Genomic DNA, 19776 nt, shown 5'->3' on the forward strand with positions numbered 1-19776 from the left:
TCGAAGGCCTTGACCTCCGGGCCCTGGGCAAGCATGCCGCTGCGCAGGACGCGGTCGACCGCCTCACGCTCCTCGTCGCCGACCAGCGGCTTGGCAGGGGGAATGAACTCGGTCATGGTGCGACGGCCTCCGTCAGGGTGTTGTCGTGCTCGGTGTAGTGGTCCCCGGTCTGCGGGCAGACCCAGGTGCCGGACTCGTCCTGCTCGAGGGGGACGCCCGCCTTGCCGACCCAGCGGATGCGCTTGGCCGGGACGCCCGCCACGAGGGCGAAGTCGGGGACGTCCTTGGTGACGACGGACCCGGCGGCCACGAGGGCCCACCGTCCGATGGTCACCGGGGCCACGCAGACGCTGCGGGCCCCGATCGACGCGCCGGTGCGGCAGGTGACCCCGACCGCCTCCCAGTCGTCGCCGGTCTTGATCGTGCCGTCGGGGCTGACGGCGCGCGGGAAGTGGTCGTTGGTGAAGACGACGGCCGGCCCCACGAAGACGCCGTCCTCGAGGACGGCGGGCTCGTAGACCAGGGCGTAGTTCTGCAGCTTGCAGTTGTCGCCCATCTGCACGCCGGTGCCGACGTAGGCGCCGCGCCCGACGACGCAGTTCTCGCCGAGGACGGCTCCCTCGCGCACCTGCGCGAGGTGCCAGATGGACGAGCCGTCACCGATGCTCGCGCCCTCGGCGACGTCGGCCGAGTCGACGATCCGGACCGCCATGCCTCAGCCGACCTTCTCGGCCTGGCCGACGACGAGGAAGCGCACGCCCTCGAAGCGGTCGGCGTCCAGGACGCGGCGACCGTCGACGACGACCTGCACGTCCGGGAAGTCCTTGGCGGACAGGTCGCGGTACTCCGCGTGGTCGGCCTGGACGACGACGACCTCGACCGGGTCACCGAGCGTGTAGGCGTCCCAGCCGAACTTCGCGAGCTCGTCCGCGGAGTACATCGGGTCGTGCACCACGACCTGCGCGCCGGCCTCGCGCAGCGCGTCGACCGTGGCGAAGACGCCGGAGAACGCGGTCTCCTTGACCCCGCCGCGGTAGGAGGCGCCGAGGACGGCGACCTTCTTGCCGGCGAGGCTGCCACCGGCCGCACCCACGGTCAGGCCCACGGTGTAGGCCGGCATCGCGGCGTTCGCTTCGCGGGCGGCGCGCACGACCGTCGCGTCCGGGTCGTTCCACAGGTACAGCCGCGGGTAGACCGGGATGCAGTGGCCGCCGACGGCGATGCCGGGGCGGTGGATGTGGCTGTAGGGCTGGGAGTTGCTGGCCTCGATGACCTGGAAGACGTCGATGCCGTTCTTCGCGGCGAACGCGCCGAACTGGTTGGCGAGGCCGATGTTGACGTCGCGGTAGGTGGTCTCGGCGAGCTTGGCCATCTCGGCGGCCTCCGCGCTGCCGAGGTCCCACACGCCGTTGCCGCGCTCGAGGTCGGGGCGGTCGTCGAACTGCAGCACCTGCTCGTAGAACTCGACGGCCTTGGCCGCACCGGCATCGGACAGGCCGCCGAGGAGCTTGGGGTACTTGCGAAGGTCCTCGAAGACACGACCCGTCAGCACGCGCTCGGGCGAGAACACGAGGTGGAAGTCGCTGCCCTCGGCCAGGCCGCTGCCCTGCTCCAGCTTCGGCTTCCACCGGAGGCGGGTGGTGCCGACCGGGAGGGTGGTCTCGTAGATGACGAGGGTGCCGGGCTTGAGGCCGCGGGCGATGTCGTCGGTGGCGGAGTCCATCCACCCGAAGTCGGGGCGGGCCTCCTCGTCGACGAACAGCGGCACCACGACCACGACGGCGTCGCTCTCGGCGACCGCGGCGGCGGTGTCGGTGGTGGCCTTCAGCTTGCCGGCGGGCACGACCTCGGCGAGGTACTCAGCCAGGTGCGCCTCCCCGGGGAACGGCTCGGTCCCGGCGTTGACCTGGTCCACGACGGGCTGGCTCACGTCAGCTCCGAGGACGTCGTGTCCAGACTTGGCGAACTGCACAGCCAGGGGCAGCCCGATCTTGCCGAGGCCGACGACGGTGATCTTCACGGTGTTCCTTCACGGTTGGGGTCCGCGGACGATCTTAGGGCCTGATCACCAGGCCCTGGCCCGGGCCTGCCGGCGGCCCGCTGCGGGCACGTCGCCGCCGACCGCGGCCACAGCGCCGCCCGCCGCGGCCTGCGCGCGGCTCCGGGCACGCACCGCCGACGAAGGTTGCGCCCTCGGGTGGACGTGTGATGCTGCCGGTATGACGCTGAAGCACCAGAACGACCCCGAGCTGGTCCGTGAGCTCCTGGCCGACCCCGGCACCTGGGTGGTGGTGGGCCTGTCGTCCAACCAGGACCGGCCGGCGTTCGACGTGTCGCGCTGGCTCAAGGTCGAGCTGGGCAAGGGCATCATCCCGGTCCACCCCGCTGCGGAGACCGTGCACGGGGAGAAGGGCTACGCCTCGCTCGCCGACATCCCCGACGGGACCGACATCAAGGTCGTCGACTGCTTCGTGAGCTCCGAGCACGTGGGTGCCGTGGTCGACGACGCCATCGCCAACAAGGACCGCCTCACCATCGACGCGGTCTGGATGCAGCTCGGCGTGGTGGACGAGGCCGCAGCGGAGCGGGCGCGCGCGGCGGGGCTCGGGGTCGTCATGGACACCTGCCCCAAGATCGAGTGGCGGGGAGTTCGGTCCGGCGGAATGGCCCGCTGAGGGCGCCGCGGCTGCCACACTGGGCCCGGCCCGGCACACGGGCGTTCGAGGGGAACGCCGGGGGGATCGCCGCGCCGTACCGTGAGGGGAACCCATGTCCGCCGTGCTCGCCACGTCCGTCCGCGCCCGCCTGGCCGCCGTCACCGCAGTGACCGCACTCGCTGCATCGGCGCTCGCCACCGCCGGCTCGAGTGCGGCGGCCCCCGCCCACGTGCCGGCCGCGGCTCCTGCGACGACGGCGGCGGTCTCGCCCAGCAGCCCGGGCTGCCGCCTCGAGGCCACCACGGTCGAACCGGATGCGAACCTCACGCAGCAGGTCTTCGACAGCACGGACTACAGCAAGGCGCCCTACGCCGAGCGGATCTACACCGCCCCGGCACACGTGACCGCCATGGCGGGGGCCAGCTCCCAGTGGGACAGCACCTACTCCCCGCCCCGCTACCTCTACACGAGGCAGTTCGCGATCCGCACCGACCGGCTCGTGTTCGGGACGACGCACTACAACACCGTCAAGCAGACCAAGGCCTACACCGAGAAGAAGTTCGGCACCGGCTGGGGCGCCGTCACGAAGATGGTCGACGCGTCGGACCGCAATCCCGAGTCGACCAAGAGCGGCTACCTCTACGCCGTCAGCGGGCGCACCGGCAACCTCGCCCGCTACAAGGTCTCCGAGAAGACCTGGGGATCACCGACCGTCGCCGCCGCGGGGGCCAAGGCCGGCTTCGGCGCTGTGACTGCGATGACGCTGGCCTACCAGTACCGGCCCTGGGACGACACCACGGCCGTCGACGCGCTGCTCATGACGACGAAGAAGGGCGCGCTCTACCTCGTCACCATGAAGCGCAGCGGCGCCTTCGCCCCCAGGCTGACGCTCCTGCGCGGTTCGACGTGGACCTTCGACGGCCTGGCGCTCGACAACTGCGGGCGCAACACCTGGGTCCTGCTGGCGACGAACAGCAGCACCGACGTCGCCCGGGTCTACGAGGTGTTCGGCTACCGCGGCACGTCGACGACGATCAAGCAGCTGAGCAAGGTCCCCGGCGCCTGGGACGCCAGGCTCACGGCGTCCTACTGGGAGTCGGACATCCCGACCCTCGAGCCCTGAGGTCAGCGGGTGCGGCGCTCCCGCAGCGCAGCGCCCTTGGCGTGGGCCTGGTCGCGCAGGTCGCCCTGGAACCGCGCCATGGCCTCGCGCAGCCCCGCTGCATACGGGCCCTCCCCCGCGGCCAGGACGCGCACGGCCAGCAGCCCGGCGTTGCGGGCCCCCCCGACCGAGACGGTGGCGACGGGCACGCCGGCCGGCATCTGCACGATCGACAGCAGTGAGTCCATGCCGTCGAGGTGCTTGAGCGGCACCGGCACGCCGACCACGGGCAGCGGCGTCACGGCGGCGAGCATGCCGGGCAGGTGCGCGGCGCCACCCGCGCCGGCGATGATGACGCGCAGGCCGCGGTCGGCAGCGCGCTGTCCGTAGGCGATCATCTCCTCGGGCATGCGGTGCGCCGAGACGACATCTGCCTCGTAGGGCACCCCGAACTCCTCGAGCGCCTGCGCCGCGAGCTCCATGACGGGCCAGTCGCTGTCGCTGCCCATGACGACCCCGACGAGGGGTGCCTGCTGGTCGCTCATTCGGTGATCACTCCTGCGAGGTAGTCGGCCGCGTGGCGGGCCCGCTCGCGCAGGTCCTCCAGGTCGGTGCCGCTGACGGTCACGTGCCCGATCTTGCGGCCCGGCCGGACGGACTTGCCGTACATGTGCACCTTGAGCCCGGGGTCCCTGGCCATGATGTGGCGGTAGGCGGGGTACAGGTCGGGGTAGTCGCCGCCGAGGACGTTGGCCATGACCGTGAACGGGGCGCGCGGCGTGGGCGCGCCCAGCGGGAGGTCGAGCACCGCCCGGAGGTGCTGCTCGAACTGGCCCGTCACCGCGCCGTCCATCGACCAGTGCCCGCTGTTGTGGGGGCGCATGGCGAGCTCGTTCACGACGTACGCTGCCGCGCCGGTCGCGGGGTCGCGCACCTCGAACATCTCCACCGCGAAGACACCGGTGACGCCGAGCTCCTCGGCGATCCGCAGGCCCGCCTCGGTGGCGACCGCGGCGAGGTCGGCGTCGAGGTCGGGGGCCGGGGCCAGGACCTCGGTGCAGATGCCGTCGGTCTGGACGGTCTCGACGACCGGCCAGGCGGCAGCCTGGTTGGACGGGCTGCGCGCGATGAGGACGGCCAGCTCGCGGACGAAGTCGACCTTCTCCTCCAGCAGCACGCCGTCGCGCAGCGCGCCCGGCGAGCCCACCTGCTCCAGCCAGTCGGCGACGTCGGCAGCGGAGTCGATGACACGCACGCCCTTGCCGTCGTAGCCACCGCGCGGCGTCTTGGCGACCACCGGCCAGCCCACCCGCTCGGCGAACGCTTCGACGTCCGAGGCCGTGCGGGCCCTGGCCCACTGGGGGCACGCGACCCCGATGGCGCCGAGGCGCTCGCGCATGGCCAGCTTGTCCTGGGCGAAGTGCAGCGCCTCGGGGGTCGGGTGCAGCGGCACCCTGGACGAGACCAGCGCCTCGAGGACGGCCGGCGGCACGTGCTCGTGGTCGAAGGTCACGACGTCGCAGTGCTTGGCGAAGTCGAGCACGTCGTCGACGTCGGTGTGGTCACCGACCGGCGAGTGCGGCACGACCTGCGCTGCTGCGGCGTCCGGCGCCTCCGCCAGGACGCTGAGGGTCACCGACAGCTCGGCCGCGGGGCCGGCGCACATCCGCGCCAGCTGCCCCCCGCCGATGACGCCGACGACCGGGAACCCTCCGGGAGCACGCTGCGGTGAGGTCACGCGGCGAGGATATCGGCCGCCGCCGGGACCCCTGCCGCCACCTCATCGGTCGGGACCGCGCGTGGCCGGCACGCAGCACACAGGGGCCGCCGATAGGCTCCACTGGTGTCAGCGAGCCCCTCCCTCGTCACGCGCCTGCGCGGGACCGTCGACGTCCTCTACCGCGAGATGATCAAGTTCGGGGTGGTGGGCGCGGTCGCGTTCGTCATCGACATCGGTGGGTTCAACCTCCTGCGCGCCACCGTGCTCCACGGCCAGGGCACCTGGGTCCTGTCGAGGGCCGTCATCGCGACCATCATCTCCGCCGCCGTCGCGACCGCCGCGGCGTGGATCGGCAACCGGATGTGGACGTTCCGCCACCGGCGCAACCGCCCGGTCCACCACGAGGCCATGCTGTTCGCGCTCACCAACGGCGTGGCACTGCTGATCCAGGCCGCCTGCGTCGGGCTCACCAACCAGATCGTGCCCGGCCACACGAGCCTCGCCGCGGAGAACGCCGCCAAGGTCGTCGGCATCGGGCTCGGCACGCTGTTCCGCTTCTGGGCCTACCGCCGCTTCGTCTTCAGCCACGAGCCCCTCGAGGACACCTCCCCGCTCGCCGACTGAGCCGAGCCCGGCGCTCTCCAATCCGCCGCGCCACCCTCACCCCGGCTAACTTTCGGCCCATGGGCCGAAAGTTCCCGGCGGGGTACCGCCCTTCCGTGCCCGCTCCCGGCCCATGGGCCGAAAGTTCCCGGCGGGGTACCGAGCCTCGTGCCCGCTCCCGGCCCATGGGCCGAAAGTTCCCGGACCGGGTACGCCGCCCCGCGCGCCCCGCGCGCCCCGTCCGCCCCGCCCGGCCGTGCCCTCCCCTGCCCTGCCTACGAAAATGCGCCTGGGCCACGGAGCTTCGTGGGCCAGGCGCACCTCGGCGGGCAGAGCGGGGTCAGCCGGCGTCGGACTCGCTGAGGAACAGGGCGAAGATCGCCGGCTGGGCCTGGATGAGCTCGAGCCGGCCACCGTTGGACTCGGCGAGGTCGCGGGCGAGCGCCAAGCCGAGGCCGGTGCCGCTGGTGGTGACCGAACGCTCGAAGATGTGCGGCGCGATGGTGGCCGGCACTCCCTCGCCCTGGTCGCTGACCTCGACGACGACCGAGGGGCCCGAGCGCCGCGCGTGCACGTCGACGGTGCCGCGGCCGTGCGCCAGGGAGTTCTCGAGCAGCGTGGAGAGGACCTGCGAGAGGGCCACGGGCGTGGCCTGCACGACCAGCCCGCGCTCGCCGTGGACGCGGACGCTGCGCCGGGCCTGCTCGAACGCCGGCTGCCACTCGCGCTGCAGTGCTGCGATGACCGAGTCGAGCGACACGGTCGCCTTGGGCTGGTCACCACCGCGGCGGGTGCGCGACATGAGGTCGTCGACGACGCGGGTGAGCCGCTCCACCTGGGCGATGGCGATGTTGGCCTCCTCCTGCACGACCTCGAGGTCGTCGGTGGCGGCGATCTCCTCGAGCCGCATGAGCAGCGCGGTGAGCGGCGTGCGCAGCTGGTGCGAGGCGTCGGCGGCGAAGTCGCGCTCGGACGCCAGCGACTTCGTGAGCGTCTGGGCGCTGCGCGAGAGGACCTGGCTCACCTGGTCGAGCTCGGCGATGCCGGTGTGCAGCGGCTGGATGCGTGACTCGCCCGCGCCGAGCCGCTCGGCCCTGTCGGCGAGCAGCGTCATGGGCCGCGAGAGCCGCTGCGCCTGCTGGATCGCGACATAGACGCCCGCGCCTAGGGCGAGCACGGCGAGGGCGATGACGACGCCGCCGAGGCGCATCGACGTCGAGGCCGGCGTGCCTGCGTCGAGCCACTGGGCCACGGCACCCCGTCCCCGCACCGTCGCCCGCCAGATCGCGAAACCCACGGGAGCCATCGTGATGAGGATGGCCAGGCTGACGGCGAGGACGGTCGAGCGGATCAGCTGTTGGCGCATGTCAGCGGGTCAGACCTCTTCGCCGCGCTCGAAGCGGAAACCGACACCGCGAACGGTGGCGATGTAGCGGGGCTGGGCGGCGTCGTCGCCGAGCTTCCGCCGAAGGACGGAGATGTGCATGTCGAGGGTCTTGGTGGACCCGAACCACGCGGTCTCCCAGATCTCGCGCATGAGCTGCTCGCGCGAGACGACCTTGCCCTGCTCGCGGACGAGCACGCGCAGCAGGTCGAACTCCTTGGCAGTGAGCTGCAGCTCCTCCTCGCGGAACCAGGCGCGCCGGCCCTCGGGGTCGATGCGGACCAGCTCGTTGGTCGAGGGCGCGTCGGTCGGGTTGCGGCGCAGCAGGGCCCGCACGCGGGCGAGCAGCTCGGCCAGCCGGAACGGCTTGGTGACGTAGTCGTCGGCGCCGGCGTCCAGGCCCACGACGGTGTCGACCTCGTCGGCGCGGGCCGTGAGGATCAGGACCGGGACCGTGCGTCCCTCGGCGCGGATGCGGCGGCAGACCTCGAGGCCGTCGACGTAGGGCAGGCCGAGGTCGAGCACCACGAGGTCGGGGTTCTCCGCGGAGGCCTCGAGGGCGGCGCGCCCGTCGGCACGGACGTCCACGTCGTACCCCTCACGGCGCAACGCCCGGGCCAGGGGCTCGGAGATCGCAGGGTCGTCCTCGGCCAGCAGCACTCGGGTCATGGGGGTGATCGTAGGCAACCGGGGGCCAGATCAGCGACCGGGCCACACCGGAGGACGCTTTTCGTTGAAAGCAGCCACACCCTCGGCGCGGTCGCCCGAGAAGGCCGTGGCCGCCCACCGCTCGTCCTCGATGTGCAGGCCGGCGTCGAGGTCGGTGTCGAACCCGAGCCGCATGGCCGCCTTGGCGTTGCGCACGCCCACCGGGGAGTTGCCCGCGATGGTGGTGGCCAGCTCCAGCGCCCGGTCGCGAGCGGTGCCGGCGGGCACCACCTCGTCGACCGCCCCGAGGGCGTGGGCGTCGGCGGCCGGGAAGCGCTCGGCGGTGAACACCATGCGAGCGGCCCTCGACCACCCGACGCGACGGGTCAGCAGCTGGGTGCCGCCGCCGCCGGGGATCACGCCCACGGACACCTCCGGCAGCCCGACGACGGCCGACTCGCCGCAGACGACCAGGTCGCAGGACAGCGCGATCTCGAACCCCCCGCCGAGCGCGTAGCCGTCGACGGCCGCCACCACCGGGACGGGCAGGTCGAGCACCCCTCGGTATGCCGCCCGCGCCAGCGGCCGCTGCGCGCGCAGCTCGTCGTCGGTGAAGGAGTTGCGCTCCTTGAGGTCGGCGCCCACGCAGAAGGCCTTCGGGTGGGTCGAGCTGACCACGACGGCGCGGACGGTGGGGTCCTCGGCGAGCTCCTTGGTCGCGCGGCCGAGGGCGTGGGCCATCTCGGTGGAGACGGCGTTCATCGCCTCGGGACGGTCGAGCACGATCTCGGCGACGTGGCCGCCCTCGCCGTGCCGCTCGACACGGACCAGTGCTGAGGTCATGGGATGTCCTTCCGGGGGTCGGTCAGGGTGGAGGCTGCGGAGGTGGCGGCGACGGTCTCGGGCGCCCGCCCGCCCAAGCGGCCGCCGGCCGCGCGACGGAGCTCGCTGGGGGTCACGGTCCCGATGCCACGCAGCGTCCGCCGCCGCAGGGCGGTGGTCTCGAACCCGGACACCGACGCGAGCGCCGAGGCGAGGGCGTCGTCGACGAGCACGCCGCCGCCGGGCGCGACGCTGGTGAGCCGGCTGGCGCGGTTGACGGTGGTGCCGAAGACGTCGCCGAGCCGCGACAGCACCGGCCCGACCGCCATGCCGACCCGCACGTCGGGGAGCAGGTCGTCCTCGGCCATGGTCTCCACGAGGTCGAGCGCGACGGCGGCGGCGGGCGCCGCGTCGAGGGTGACGAAGAGGATCTCGTCACCCACGGTCTTGATGACCCGGCCCCCGTGCGCGGTGACGATGTCGGTGGCCAGGGCCTCGAACCGCTGCACCATCACCGCGAGCTGCCGCTCGGTCATCCGCCGCACCAGCGAGGTGAAGCTGACGAGGTCCGCGAACCCGACCACGCGACGTACGCCTTGGGACGACTGCTGGGGGTCGGCGTCGGCGAGCATGCGCGAGATGGCGGCGGTGAGGTGGCGGCGCCAGGCGTAGATCAGGAGGGGCTCGAGGCTGTCGGCCATGTCGGCGAGCTTGCGGGCGGCCGCCTTGGCCGCGGCGAGGTCCGGTACGGCGCGCGCGTCGGCCTCGTCGAGCGCCGCCTCGAGGCCAGGTGCGGCGAGCGCCTCGGCCATGAGCTGGGTCTGCCAGACGGCGAGGCGGTCGGTGGTGCGGGCGAACGCGCGGGTCAGGGCCAGCGCGGTGGGCTCGTCGAGCTCCTCCTCGCGCACCAGCCGCGCGACGGCCATGAGGGCCATCTGGTCGGCCTCGGTGAACATGGCGTCGTCGTCGGCGACGATCGGGAACCCCAAGGCGTGCCAGAACTTGCGCGCCGACAGCAGCGACACCTCGGCCCCGCGGCTGACGTCGCGGCGGGCCATGGTCGCGGGCTTGCCGAGCAGGCGGGCCTCGAGGTTGTCCGGCCCGAGGGCGGCGAAGTCCTCGGGGCGCACGATCCGGTGTCGGCCGACCTCGGACACGGCTGACTCCTCCTCGGGCTCCTCGGGCAGGGTTCACGGCTGGGCTGCTCGGGGCGCACCGTCGCGCTCCCCTCACCCCGCATCATGCCGTGCGCGAGGGGGCCGCGCCGTCCGGGACCACCCGTGTCGGGCCCGGACCCCCTTCAGCCTGCGGGTCGCACGTGCACGACGTCGCCCGCGGCGACCGGGTACTCCGTGCCGCCCCCTGCGACCACGAGCCTGCCCTCCTCGTCGACACCGGTGGCGCGCACGCGGCGTACGTCGCCGGTCCCGACGTGGAGCTCGACGTCGCGGCCGATCGTGACGCAGGCGGCGCGGTACGCGGAGTGCACGCCGGCCCGCGCGTGCGCGTCGCCGCACAGCTCACCGTGCCAGCGCGCGAGGTGGGTGAGGATCGCAACGACGAGGTCCTCGCGGGAGACCCCGGGCGCGCCGGCGAGCCGCAGCGAGGTGGCGGTGTCCACCGGGAGCTCGTCACGCTCCTGGTCGACGTTGACCCCGATCCCGACGACGATGCCGCCGGGCTGGAGCTCGCAGAGGATGCCGCCGACCTTGCGCTCGCCGTCGGCCGGGAGCAGGACGTCGTTGGGCCACTTGAGGACAGCCTCGACCCCGGCCACGTCGCGCACCGCGTCGCGGACCGCGAGCCCGGCCACCAGCGGCATCCACTCCCGGCCGCTGTCCGGCGCGGGCAGGAGCACCGACAACGTCACCGAGGTGCCGCGAGGGGTCTCCCAGGTGCGGCCGAGGCGGCCCCGGCCCGCCTGCTGGTGGTCGGTCACGACGACGTGGAACGGCCGCGCGATGCGCGCCGCCTCCGCGTTGGTGGAGCCGAGCTCGCGGTGGACGTCGACGTCGGTCCACCGGGAACCCGACGTGACCAACGCCTCGTGCAATGCCTCACGCTGGAGCGGTTCGCGCATGGGGTCAAGGCTAGGCTCCCGGCCATGGCGCAGACCACCGATCCCGTCAGCGAGGACGCCGGCGCGCCGGTCTCCACCGGCGGCACCGACGTCCCTTCCGACATCGACATCCACTCCACCGCCGGCAAGCTCGCCGACCTCAAGCGCCGCGTGGCCGAGGTGGCCCACGCCGGGTCGGAGCGCGCAGTGGAGAAGCAGCACGCCCGCGGCAAGAAGACCGCCCGCGAACGCCTCGAGATGCTGCTCGACGAGGGCTCGTTCGTGGAGATGGACAAGTACGCGCGCCACCGCAGCACCGCGTTCGGCCAGGAGCAGAACCGCCCGTACGGCGACGGCGTCGTCACCGGGTACGGCACCGTCGACGGCCGCACCGTGGCCGTCTTCGCCCAGGACTTCACCGTGTTCGGCGGCTCCCTCGGCGAGGTCTTCGGCGAGAAGATCTGCAAGGTCATGGACTTCGCGATGAAGGTCGGCTGCCCCGTCGTCGGCCTCAACGACTCCGGCGGCGCCCGCATCCAGGAGGGCGTGGTCTCGCTCGGGCTCTACGGCGAGATCTTCCGCCGCAACGTGCACGCCAGCGGCGTGATCCCCCAGATCTCGCTCGTCATGGGCCCGTGCGCCGGCGGGGCCGTCTACTCCCCCGCAGTCACCGACTTCACCGTCATGGTCGACCAGACGTCGCACATGTTCATCACCGGTCCTGACGTCATCAAGACCGTGACCGGCGAGGTCGTCTCGTTCGAGGACCTCGGCGGCGCCCGCGCCCACAACACCAAGTCCGGTGTCGCGCACTACATGGGCGACGACGAGGCCGACGCGATCGAGTACGTCAAGGCACTGCTGTCCTACCTGCCCAGCAACAACCTCGAGGAGCCGCCGTCGTTCGCCGACGACGACGACCTGCCGTCACTCGAGGTCACCGACGACGACCTCGTCCTCGACACGCTGATCCCCGACAGCCCCCACCAGCCCTACGACATGCACACCGTCATCGGGGCCGTCGTCGACGACGGCGAGTTCCTCGAGGTGCACCCGCTGTTCGCGCCCAACATCATCTGCGGGTTCGGGCGTGTCGAGGGCCGTTCGGTCGGCGTCGTGGCCAACCAGCCGATGCAGTTCGCCGGGACCCTCGACATCGACGCCTCCGAGAAGGCCGCCCGCTTCGTGCGCACCTGCGACGCGTTCAACGTGCCGGTGCTGACCTTCGTCGACGTGCCCGGCTTCCTGCCCGGCACCGACCAGGAGTGGGACGGCATCATCCGCCGCGGCGCCAAGCTCATCTACGCCTACGCCGAGGCCACCGTCCCCCTCGTCACCGTCATCACCCGCAAGGCGTACGGCGGCGCGTACGACGTAATGGGCTCCAAGCACCTCGGCGCCGACATCAACCTCGCGTGGCCCACCGCGCAGATCGCGGTGATGGGCGCCCAGGGCGCGGTCAACATCCTCTACCGCCGCCAGCTCGCCGCCGCCGAGGCCGCCGGTGAGAACGTCGACGAGGCACGGGCCCGGTTCATCACCGAGTACGAGGACACCCTCGCCAACCCCTACATCGCCGCCGAGCGCGGCTACGTCGACACCGTCATCACGCCGTCCAACACCCGCATGAACGTCACCAAGGCCCTGCGGGCGCTGCGGAGCAAGCGCGAGACGCTGCCCCCCAAGAAGCACGGGAACATCCCACTCTGATGGGCGTCGACGACCGAACCGACCAGCCACCGCTTCGGCTGGTACGGGGCGCCGCCAGCCCCGAGGAGATCGCCGCGCTGCTCGCGGTGCTGTCCGCCGCGTCCGGCGGCGAGGAGCCGGCGGCCCCGCGCCGTACCTCGGTGTGGGCCTCGCGCGAGCGGCTGGTCCGCCGCCCCCTCACCCCGGGTCCCGGCGCCTGGCGCGCCTCCGCCTGGCGCTGAGGCCCACACAGCCCGGTCGCTCAGGAGCGCGCGGTACGGCGCTCCACCACCTCGCGCAGCTCGTCGGCGTCCGGACCGGTGAGGGCGTCGGCGTCGAGCACCCTGCGGGCCGCGTCGAGGTCGCCGGTGAAGGCCCGGAAGGCGACGACGACGTCGACGTCGTGGTCGGGTCGGGAGACGACCTCGATGGCGTCGCCGCTGCGTACGGTGCCACCGGTCACCACGGCCAGGTAGGCGCCGGAGCGGCCCACCTCGGTGAAGCGCCGCACCCACCCCTTCTCCCCCATCCGCGCCTGGAACGTCGCGCACGGGATCCGCGGACCGCAGACCTCGAGCACCACCTCGTGGCCCACGGCCCACCGCTCGCCGAGCAGGGCTCCGTCGACGTCGAGGCCGGCGGTGGTGAGGTTCTCGCCGAACAGCCCTGCGGCCAGGGGGCGCCCGAGGCGCTCCTCCCACCGGTCGAGCTCCTCGCGGGCGAACGCGTAGACCGCCTGCTGGTCACCGCCGTGGTGCCGGACGTCGCCGATGAAGTCGCCCTCGAGACCACTGCCGAGGCCGCCGTGCTTCGGGCCCGGGGCGCGCAGCACCGCGCTGTCGACCGGCGTCTTGCCGATGCCCGTGACCCCCACCTTCTTCGCGGCGTTGGGCTCGGCGCGGCCGATGTTGAGGGACAGGAGGCGAGCGCTCATGGCCCCACCCTAGGGACTGGAGCAACCGGGATCTCCCGCCAGGATTTCCGGTGACGTCGTCAGTGCGCTGGGGTACCTTCGCCCGGGTGAGCCCAGAGACCTCCAGCGCCCGCCCAGCCACCGCCATCGACCAGATCGCCGACGACTTCCTCGCGGCCCTCGTCGACCTCAGCCCGATCACGGCCACCAGCCTGGGGATCGCCGGTCACGAGGAGGACCTCGACGACTTCTCCCCCGCCGGGCTGGAGGCCTCCTCGCGGCTGCGTCGCGAGACCCTCGCCAAGCTGGAGTCCGCCGAGCCGGTCGACGACATCGACCGGGTGACGCTGGCCGCGATGCGTGAGCGGCTCGGGCTCGCCGAGGAGGTGCACGCCGCCGGGCTGGAGGAGATGTCCCTCAACGTCATCGCCTCCCCGCTGCAGGAGATCCGCGGCTGCTTCGACCTCATGGCGACCGCCACCGAGGAGGACTGGGGCGTCATCTCCCGACGCATGGCCAAGGTGCCCACGGCCCTGGACCAGTGGAAGCAGAGCCTGACCGCTGCTGCCGGGCGCGGGGACGTGGCACCTCGCCGCCAGGTCCAGGCGTGCATCCAGCAGTGCCGCGACCTCACCGCCGACGACGGCTACTTCGCGGGCCTGCTCTCGGGCGCGAAGGCCGACGACACCGAGCTCACCGACGGCACCCGCACCGAGCTCGCGTCCGCCGTCGGCACCGCCCGCGAGGCGTATGCCGACCTCGGCCGCTGGCTCGAGGCCGAGCTCCTCGACCGGGCCCCGGAGGCCGACGCCTGCGGCGGCGAGCGCTACGCGCTGTGGTCGCGGCTGTTCCTCGGCGCCGAGGTCGACCTCGAGGAGACCTACCGGTGGGGCCAGGACGAGGTCGCCCGCATCACCGCCGAGATGGCGGCCGTCGCCGACCAGGTCAAGCCCGGGGCGACCGTCAAGGAGGCCATCGCGGCCCTCGAGGACGACCCGCGATACCAGCTGCACGGCACCGACGAGCTGCGGGAGTGGATGCAGACCAAGGCCGACGAGGCCATCTCGGTCCTCGCCGACACCCACTTCGACATCCCCGACCCGGTGCGCCGGATCGAGTGCATGATCGCGCCCACCCAGACCGGCGGCATCTACTACACCGGCCCCAGCGAGGACTTCACCCGGCCGGGCCGCATGTGGTGGTCGGTGCCCAAGAGCGTCACCGAGTTCGGCACCTGGAAGGAGCTCACGACCGTCTACCACGAGGGCGTCCCGGGCCACCACCTCCAGGTCGCCCAGACGGTCTTCCGTTCCGAGCTGCTCAACCGCTGGCGCCGGATCCTGGCCTGGACGTCGGGCCACGGCGAGGGCTGGGCCCTCTACGCCGAGCTGCTCATGGCCGAGCTCGGCTACATGGACGACCCCGGCAACCGCATGGGCCTGCTCGACAGCCAGTCGCTGCGGGCGGCCCGCGTGGTCATCGACATCGGCGTGCACTGCGGGTTCGAGGCCCCCGAGGAGGTCGGCGGCGGCGAGTGGACCTACGACAAGGCCTGGGACTACCTCACCGCCCACGCCAACCAGGGCGAGGCGTGGCTGCGCTTCGAGCTCGACCGCTACCTCGGCTGGCCGGGCCAGGCACCGTCCTACAAGATCGGCGAGCGGCTCTGGCTGCAGCTGCGCGAGCAGGTCCGTCTGCGCGAGGGCGACGCCTTCAGCCTCAAGGACTTCCACCGCAAGGCCCTAGACATCGGCGGCGTCGGCCTCGACACCCTGCGACAGGCCGTGCTGGGAGAGCTCGCCGAGGGCTGATCCCGCGACCACCCAGGTCGTCCACCCGCTCGTCCCACCAGCTCGTCCCAGCCGGTCGTCCACCCCGGTCGTCCGCCCCCTGATGCGCCATCGGCGGGGTGGGCGCCGGGGTGCGAGGATGCCGACGTGGAACTCGCCCTGACCCTGGTGGTCCTCGTCGCCGCGGTCATCGCCATCGCCGGGCTCGCGAGCAAGCTGGCTGTTCCCCCGCCGCTGGCCCTCATCGTCTCGGGCATCGCCGCGTCCTTCGTGCCGTTCATCGCCGAACCGGTGCTCACGCCGCAGGTCGTCCTCTACGGCTTGCTGCCCCCGCTGCTGTACGCCGCGGCAGTCCGGACCTCGCTGGTCGACTTCCGCGCCAACACGTCCTCGATCATCGCGCTCTCGGTCGGCCTCGTGCTGTTCACCGCCGCGGGCGTGGGCCTCGTGACCTGGTGGCTGCTGCCCGTGCCGTTCGCCGTAGCCTTCGCCCTCGGCGCCGTCGTCGCGCCGCCCGACGCCGTGGCCGCCTCGGCGGTGGCCCGGCGCATAGGGCTCCCCCGGCGGGTGGTGACCATCCTCGAGGGCGAGTCCCTGGTCAACGACGCCACCGCGCTGGTCTCCCTGCGCACTGCGATCGCGGCGTTCACCACGGCTGGGACCGCCGAGGCCGTGACGTTGGGCTCGGTGGCGGGCGACTTCGCCTGGGCCGTCGTCGGCGGTGTCGGGTTCGGGGTCGTCGTGGCCCTCGTGGTGGGGTTGGTCCGCAGGTCGTTCACCGACCCCGCGATCGACACCTCGCTGTCGTTCATCGTACCGTTCCTCGCCTTCCTCCCCGCCGAGCACTACCACTCCTCCGGCGTGCTCAGCGTCGTGGTCGCGGGGCTGCTGCTGGGCCACAAGTCGCCGGTGGTCCAGAACGCCGCCTCCCGCCTGAGCGAGCGGATCAACTGGGCGTCGGTGCAGTTCCTGCTGGAGAACGCCGTCTTCCTCATGATCGGCCTGCAGATGCGCCGCATCGTCACCGACGTGTCGGGCTCAGGGCTCGGGTGGGGGCGCGTGGTCGTGCTGTCGGTGGTGGTCCTGCTCGCCGTGGTGGTGCTGCGGCCGCTCTACGTCTTCCCGACGCGTTGGTTCTTCGGCCGGTTCGACAAGGGCGTCAGCCCGACCGCGCGGCCCTACGCCCAGAGCGCGATCATCTCGTGGGCCGGTATGCGAGGGGTGGTCACGCTCGCCGCCGCGTTCACGCTGCCGCCGGACACCCACTACCGCGGCGTCTTCGTCTGGATCGCCATGGTCGTGACCGTGGGGACCCTGCTCCTGCAGGGCACCACGCTGCCGCTGCTCGCCCGCGCCCTGCGGGTGCGCGGGCCGGACCCGCGCGAGGACGCCCTCCAGGAGGCCACCATCCTTCAGGCCTCCGTGGCCGCCGGCCTGAAGGCGCTGGAGGACTGCGACGAGTCCGACCCCGAGGTCATCGAGACGCTGCGCACCCGCGCGGAGAACCGCACCAACATCGTCTGGGAACGCCTCGGCCAGGGCCGCGAGGGCGCCGAGACCCCCAGCGAGACCTACCGACGCATGCGCATGGTCATGCTCGTCGCCGAGCGCAGGGAGCTCCTGCGGATCCGTGACGAGGGGCTGGCCGACCAGGAGGTGCTCGCCCATGTCATGGACCAGCTCGACATCGAGGAGTCGATGCTCGACCGCATCGAGAGCCGCACGTCCGACCTGCGGGACGAGCCCATGCTCCCGGTGGAGCGCGCCGAGGACGAGTGCCAGCACCTCGCCGCCGCGCACGACCGGTTCGTGGCCCCCTCCAGCCCGCACGGGTGCGAGGAGTGCCTGCGCGACGGCACGACCTGGGTGCACCTGCGGCTGTGCCTGCAGTGCGGCCACGTGGGCTGCTGCGACTCCTCACCGCAGAAGCACGCCGACGCCCACTTCCACGAGTCACGCCACCCGGTCATGCGCAGCTTCGAGCCCGGCGAGTCGTGGCGCTGGTGCTTCGTCGACAACCAGCTCGGCTGAGGACGCTCCGGGTCGGGCTACAGTCCCGGTCGTGACCAACCCGACCGCCACCATCGTCCTGGCCTCCGCCTCCCCGGCCCGCAAGAAGCTGCTGCTGGCGGCCGGCATCGAGCCCAGCATCGTCGTGAGCGGGGTCGACGAGGACGCGGTCACGGCCGCGGCCCGGGAGACCTACGGCGAGCTGGCCCCGGAGGACGTCGCCCTCGTGCTGGCCCGCGCCAAGGCCGAGGACGTCGCCGGCCAGATCGAGCACGTGCTCGTCGTCGGCTGCGACTCCGTGCTCGAGCTCGACGGGGAGGTCCACGGCAAGCCTGCTGATGTGGCCGAGGCGGTCGAGCGGTGGACCCGCATGAGCGGCCGTTCCGGGGTCCTGCACACCGGGCACTGGGTCGTCGACACCCGCGAGTCGGGAGCCGGTGGCACCGGGGCGACGCTCGGGGCCACCGCCTCCACCACCGTGCACTTCGGGCGCCTGGACACCGCGGAGGTCGAGGCCTACGTGGCGACCGGCGAGCCGCTGCGCGTCGCCGGCGCCTTCACCCTTGACGGCCTCGGGTCGCCCTACGTGGCCGGGATCGAGGGCGACCCGAGCAACGTCGTCGGCCTCAGCCTGCCGCTGCTGCGTGAGCTGCTCGAGGAGATCGGCATCAGCTGGCGCTCGCTGCGCAGCGCCAGCTCGGCCCGCGGCAACTGACCCGCCGCCGCCTGCCCGCGTCAGACCGGGGGGACGTCGCGGCGCTTGGTCGCGAATTGGCGCTCGCGGTTCGACGAGTAGCGCAGCCGCAGCAGCAGCTCGGCCCGCAGCGCGTCGGCCTCGATGACCTGGTCGAGGACGAGGTCGGCGGCGAGCCGTTCGAGGTCGACGTCCTCCTCGTACTCGCGCCGCTTCTCCTGTACGAACGCCTCACGCTCGGCCTCGTCCTCGATGGCCGCGATCTTGTTCGCGTACACCGCGTTGACCGCTGCCTCGGGGCCCATCACGGCGATGCGTGCGGTCGGCAGGGCGATCGTCGCGTCGGGCGCGAAGCCGGGGCCGCCCATGGCGTAGAGCCCGGCGCCGTAGGCCTTGCGGACGACCACGCAGAACTGCGGCACGGTCGCCGAGGAGACGGCGTGCACCATCTTCGCCCCGTGGCGGATGATGCCGCCGCGCTCGACCTCGGAGCCGATCATGAAGCCCGGGACATCGGCGAGGTAGAGCAGCGGGATCGAGAACGCGTCGCACAGCCAGATGAACCGCGCGGCCTTGTCGGCGCTGTCGGTGAACAGCACGCCGCCCTTGACCATCGAGTTGTTGGCCACGATGCCTACCGTCTCGCCGGCCATGCGGCCGAAGCCGATGACGAGCTCGGGGGCGAACAGCGGCTTGACCTCGAAGAACGACTCGTCGTCGACGAGCCCGTCGATCACCTCGTGGATGTCGAACGGCTGGCTCTCGCGCTCGGGGACGGTGTGGCGGGTCAGCGGCTTCGAGGGCTCCTCCGGCGCATACGTCGGCAGGTCGGCCCGCCAGCTCGTCGGCATGTAGGAGAAGTAGAGCTTCGCGAGCTCGATCGCCTCGGTGTCGTCGGAGACCAGCAGGTCGCCGACGCCCGAGACGGTGCAGTGCATGCGCGCGCCGCCCATGTCCTCGAGCGACACCTTCTCCCCCACGACCATCTCGGCCATGCGCGGGCTGCCGAGGTACATCGACGCGTTGCCCTCGACCATGATGATGAGGTCGGTGAACGACGGGATGTAGGCGCCACCGGCGGCGCTCGGGCCGAACAGGCAGCAGATCTGCGGGACCTTGCCGGAGAGCGCGACCTGGTTGTGGAAGATCTTCCCCGCGCCGCGTCGGCCCGGGAACATCTCGACCTGGTCGGTGATGCGGGCGCCCGCGGAGTCGACGAACCAGAAGACCGGCAGCTCCTCGCGCAGCGCCATCTCCGTGGCGCGCACGATCTTCTCGACGGTGCGCGATCCCCACGAACCCGCCTTGACCGTCGGGTCGTTCGCGATGACGACCGCCGGGCGCCCGTCGACCGTGCCTCGACCGGTGACGACACCGTCGGCCGGCAGCCCGGTAGCCGTGGCGTTCGCGAACCGGCCGTCCTCGACGAAGCTCCCCTCGTCGAACAGCAGCGCGATGCGGTCGCGGACGTAGAGCTTGCCCTGTGCGTCGAGCTTGGCCTGCGCCTTCTCGGGCGCGGAGGCCGAGGCCTCGTACGCTGCCGCGAGCCGCCTGCGCACGTCCCCCACCTTGGGGTCGGCGCCGGCGTCCCCGGCCACGGCGAAGGCTGGACTGGCGTCGTCGGCTCGGCTCACCGGCATACCCTCTCGCACTGTCTCGGGACCGTCCGCACCCGGACGTTCGCT

Annotated in this window: 19 protein-coding genes and 1 pseudogene; 8 read left to right on the forward strand and 12 right to left on the reverse strand. The window is 72.5% G+C overall.

Annotated features, from left to right (window positions below):
• The 3 genes and pseudogenes from AB4Z02_RS06300 to AB4Z02_RS06310 form a co-directional block, all read right to left on the reverse strand.
• Window positions 1-116, reverse strand: a pseudogene (locus tag AB4Z02_RS06300) (aminotransferase DegT); the annotation flags it as partial.
• The gene (locus AB4Z02_RS06305; protein ID WP_056882514.1) at window positions 113-712 is read right to left on the reverse strand and encodes an acyltransferase; all 600 of its coding nucleotides are present in this window, start codon (window positions 710-712) and stop codon (window positions 113-115) included. The gene AB4Z02_RS06305 and the pseudogene AB4Z02_RS06300, both read right to left, overlap by 4 nt.
• 3 nt (window positions 713-715) lie before the next feature.
• On the reverse strand, window positions 716-2020 hold the full coding sequence (locus tag AB4Z02_RS06310) for a nucleotide sugar dehydrogenase (RefSeq protein WP_056882513.1): 1305 nt from the start codon (window positions 2018-2020) through the stop codon (window positions 716-718).
• 199 nt (window positions 2021-2219) lie between these two features.
• Between AB4Z02_RS06310 and AB4Z02_RS06315 the strand changes: the two genes are divergently transcribed.
• Both AB4Z02_RS06315 and AB4Z02_RS06320 read left to right on the forward strand, forming a co-directional pair.
• A complete protein-coding gene (locus tag AB4Z02_RS06315) occupies window positions 2220-2675 on the forward strand; it encodes a CoA-binding protein (protein WP_056882512.1) in 456 nt (151 codons plus the stop codon).
• 94 nt (window positions 2676-2769) lie between these two features.
• Entirely contained in the window at window positions 2770-3780 is a 1011-nt protein-coding gene (locus tag AB4Z02_RS06320) for a hypothetical protein (protein WP_056882511.1), read from the forward strand.
• Window positions 3781-3782: 2 nt separating this feature from the next.
• Here the strand turns inward: AB4Z02_RS06320 and purE are convergent, their stop codons facing one another.
• Window positions 3783-4304 (reverse strand): 5-(carboxyamino)imidazole ribonucleotide mutase, encoded by a 522-nt coding sequence (gene purE / locus AB4Z02_RS06325; protein WP_056882510.1) that lies wholly within the window; start codon window positions 4302-4304, stop codon window positions 3783-3785.
• Window positions 4301-5497: a 5-(carboxyamino)imidazole ribonucleotide synthase gene (locus AB4Z02_RS06330; RefSeq protein WP_056882509.1), complete on the reverse strand. Its 1197-nt coding sequence runs from the start codon at window positions 5495-5497 to the stop codon at window positions 4301-4303. Before AB4Z02_RS06330 ends, purE begins: the two co-directional genes overlap by 4 nt.
• Window positions 5498-5602: 105 nt before the next feature.
• On the opposite strand from AB4Z02_RS06330, the gene AB4Z02_RS06335 reads away from it, so the two are divergent.
• Window positions 5603-6103 carry a GtrA family protein gene (locus AB4Z02_RS06335; protein WP_235531325.1) on the forward strand — a complete coding sequence of 167 codons (501 nt, stop codon included), beginning with the start codon at window positions 5603-5605 and terminating at the stop codon, window positions 6101-6103.
• A 319-nt stretch (window positions 6104-6422) separates the two neighbouring features.
• On the opposite strand, the gene AB4Z02_RS06340 is transcribed toward AB4Z02_RS06335, so the two are convergent.
• The 5 genes from AB4Z02_RS06340 to AB4Z02_RS06360 form a co-directional block, all read right to left on the reverse strand.
• The gene (locus tag AB4Z02_RS06340; RefSeq protein WP_441970055.1) at window positions 6423-7448 is read right to left on the reverse strand and encodes a sensor histidine kinase; all 1026 of its coding nucleotides are present in this window, start codon (window positions 7446-7448) and stop codon (window positions 6423-6425) included.
• A gap of 9 nt (window positions 7449-7457) precedes the next feature.
• Window positions 7458-8135: a response regulator transcription factor gene (locus tag AB4Z02_RS06345; RefSeq protein WP_056882506.1), complete on the reverse strand. Its 678-nt coding sequence runs from the start codon at window positions 8133-8135 to the stop codon at window positions 7458-7460.
• A 30-nt stretch (window positions 8136-8165) separates the two neighbouring features.
• On the reverse strand, window positions 8166-8957 hold the full coding sequence (locus AB4Z02_RS06350; RefSeq protein WP_441970056.1) for an enoyl-CoA hydratase/isomerase family protein: 792 nt from the start codon (window positions 8955-8957) through the stop codon (window positions 8166-8168).
• Window positions 8954-10093 (reverse strand): adenylate/guanylate cyclase domain-containing protein, encoded by a 1140-nt coding sequence (locus AB4Z02_RS06355; RefSeq protein ID WP_441970057.1) that lies wholly within the window; start codon window positions 10091-10093, stop codon window positions 8954-8956. Before AB4Z02_RS06355 ends, AB4Z02_RS06350 begins: the two co-directional genes overlap by 4 nt.
• A gap of 143 nt (window positions 10094-10236) precedes the next feature.
• Window positions 10237-11016 carry a biotin--[acetyl-CoA-carboxylase] ligase gene (locus AB4Z02_RS06360; RefSeq protein ID WP_441970058.1) on the reverse strand — a complete coding sequence of 260 codons (780 nt, stop codon included), beginning with the start codon at window positions 11014-11016 and terminating at the stop codon, window positions 10237-10239.
• A gap of 24 nt (window positions 11017-11040) precedes the next feature.
• On the opposite strand from AB4Z02_RS06360, the gene AB4Z02_RS06365 reads away from it, so the two are divergent.
• Window positions 11041-12705: an acyl-CoA carboxylase subunit beta gene (locus AB4Z02_RS06365; RefSeq protein ID WP_441970059.1), complete on the forward strand. Its 1665-nt coding sequence runs from the start codon at window positions 11041-11043 to the stop codon at window positions 12703-12705.
• The gene (locus AB4Z02_RS06370) at window positions 12705-12926 is read left to right on the forward strand and encodes an acyl-CoA carboxylase subunit epsilon (RefSeq protein ID WP_441970060.1); all 222 of its coding nucleotides are present in this window, start codon (window positions 12705-12707) and stop codon (window positions 12924-12926) included. Before AB4Z02_RS06365 ends, AB4Z02_RS06370 begins: the two co-directional genes overlap by 1 nt.
• 20 nt (window positions 12927-12946) lie before the next feature.
• On the opposite strand, the gene AB4Z02_RS06375 is transcribed toward AB4Z02_RS06370, so the two are convergent.
• Window positions 12947-13618 carry an MOSC domain-containing protein gene (locus tag AB4Z02_RS06375; RefSeq protein ID WP_441970061.1) on the reverse strand — a complete coding sequence of 224 codons (672 nt, stop codon included), beginning with the start codon at window positions 13616-13618 and terminating at the stop codon, window positions 12947-12949.
• A gap of 86 nt (window positions 13619-13704) precedes the next feature.
• Between AB4Z02_RS06375 and AB4Z02_RS06380 the strand changes: the two genes are divergently transcribed.
• The 3 genes from AB4Z02_RS06380 to AB4Z02_RS06390 all read left to right on the forward strand — a co-directional run bounded on the left by AB4Z02_RS06380 (window position 13705) and on the right by AB4Z02_RS06390 (window position 18112).
• Complete coding sequence (locus AB4Z02_RS06380) at window positions 13705-15408, forward strand: DUF885 domain-containing protein (protein ID WP_441970062.1); 1704 nt, start codon at window positions 13705-13707, stop codon at window positions 15406-15408.
• Window positions 15409-15534: 126 nt separating this feature from the next.
• Window positions 15535-17418 (forward strand): Na+/H+ antiporter, encoded by a 1884-nt coding sequence (locus AB4Z02_RS06385; protein ID WP_441970063.1) that lies wholly within the window; start codon window positions 15535-15537, stop codon window positions 17416-17418.
• A gap of 31 nt (window positions 17419-17449) precedes the next feature.
• Entirely contained in the window at window positions 17450-18112 is a 663-nt protein-coding gene (locus AB4Z02_RS06390; protein WP_441970064.1) for a Maf family protein, read from the forward strand.
• 20 nt (window positions 18113-18132) lie between these two features.
• Here AB4Z02_RS06390 and AB4Z02_RS06395 read toward each other — a convergent pair whose 3' ends face one another.
• On the reverse strand, window positions 18133-19731 hold the full coding sequence (locus tag AB4Z02_RS06395) for an acyl-CoA carboxylase subunit beta (RefSeq protein ID WP_441970065.1): 1599 nt from the start codon (window positions 19729-19731) through the stop codon (window positions 18133-18135).
• Between the last annotated feature and the right edge of the window lie 45 nt (window positions 19732-19776).

Origin of the sequence: Pedococcus sp. 2YAF34, assembly GCF_052114585.1 — a bacterium.
Taxonomy (GTDB): domain Bacteria; phylum Actinomycetota; class Actinomycetes; order Actinomycetales; family Dermatophilaceae; genus Pedococcus.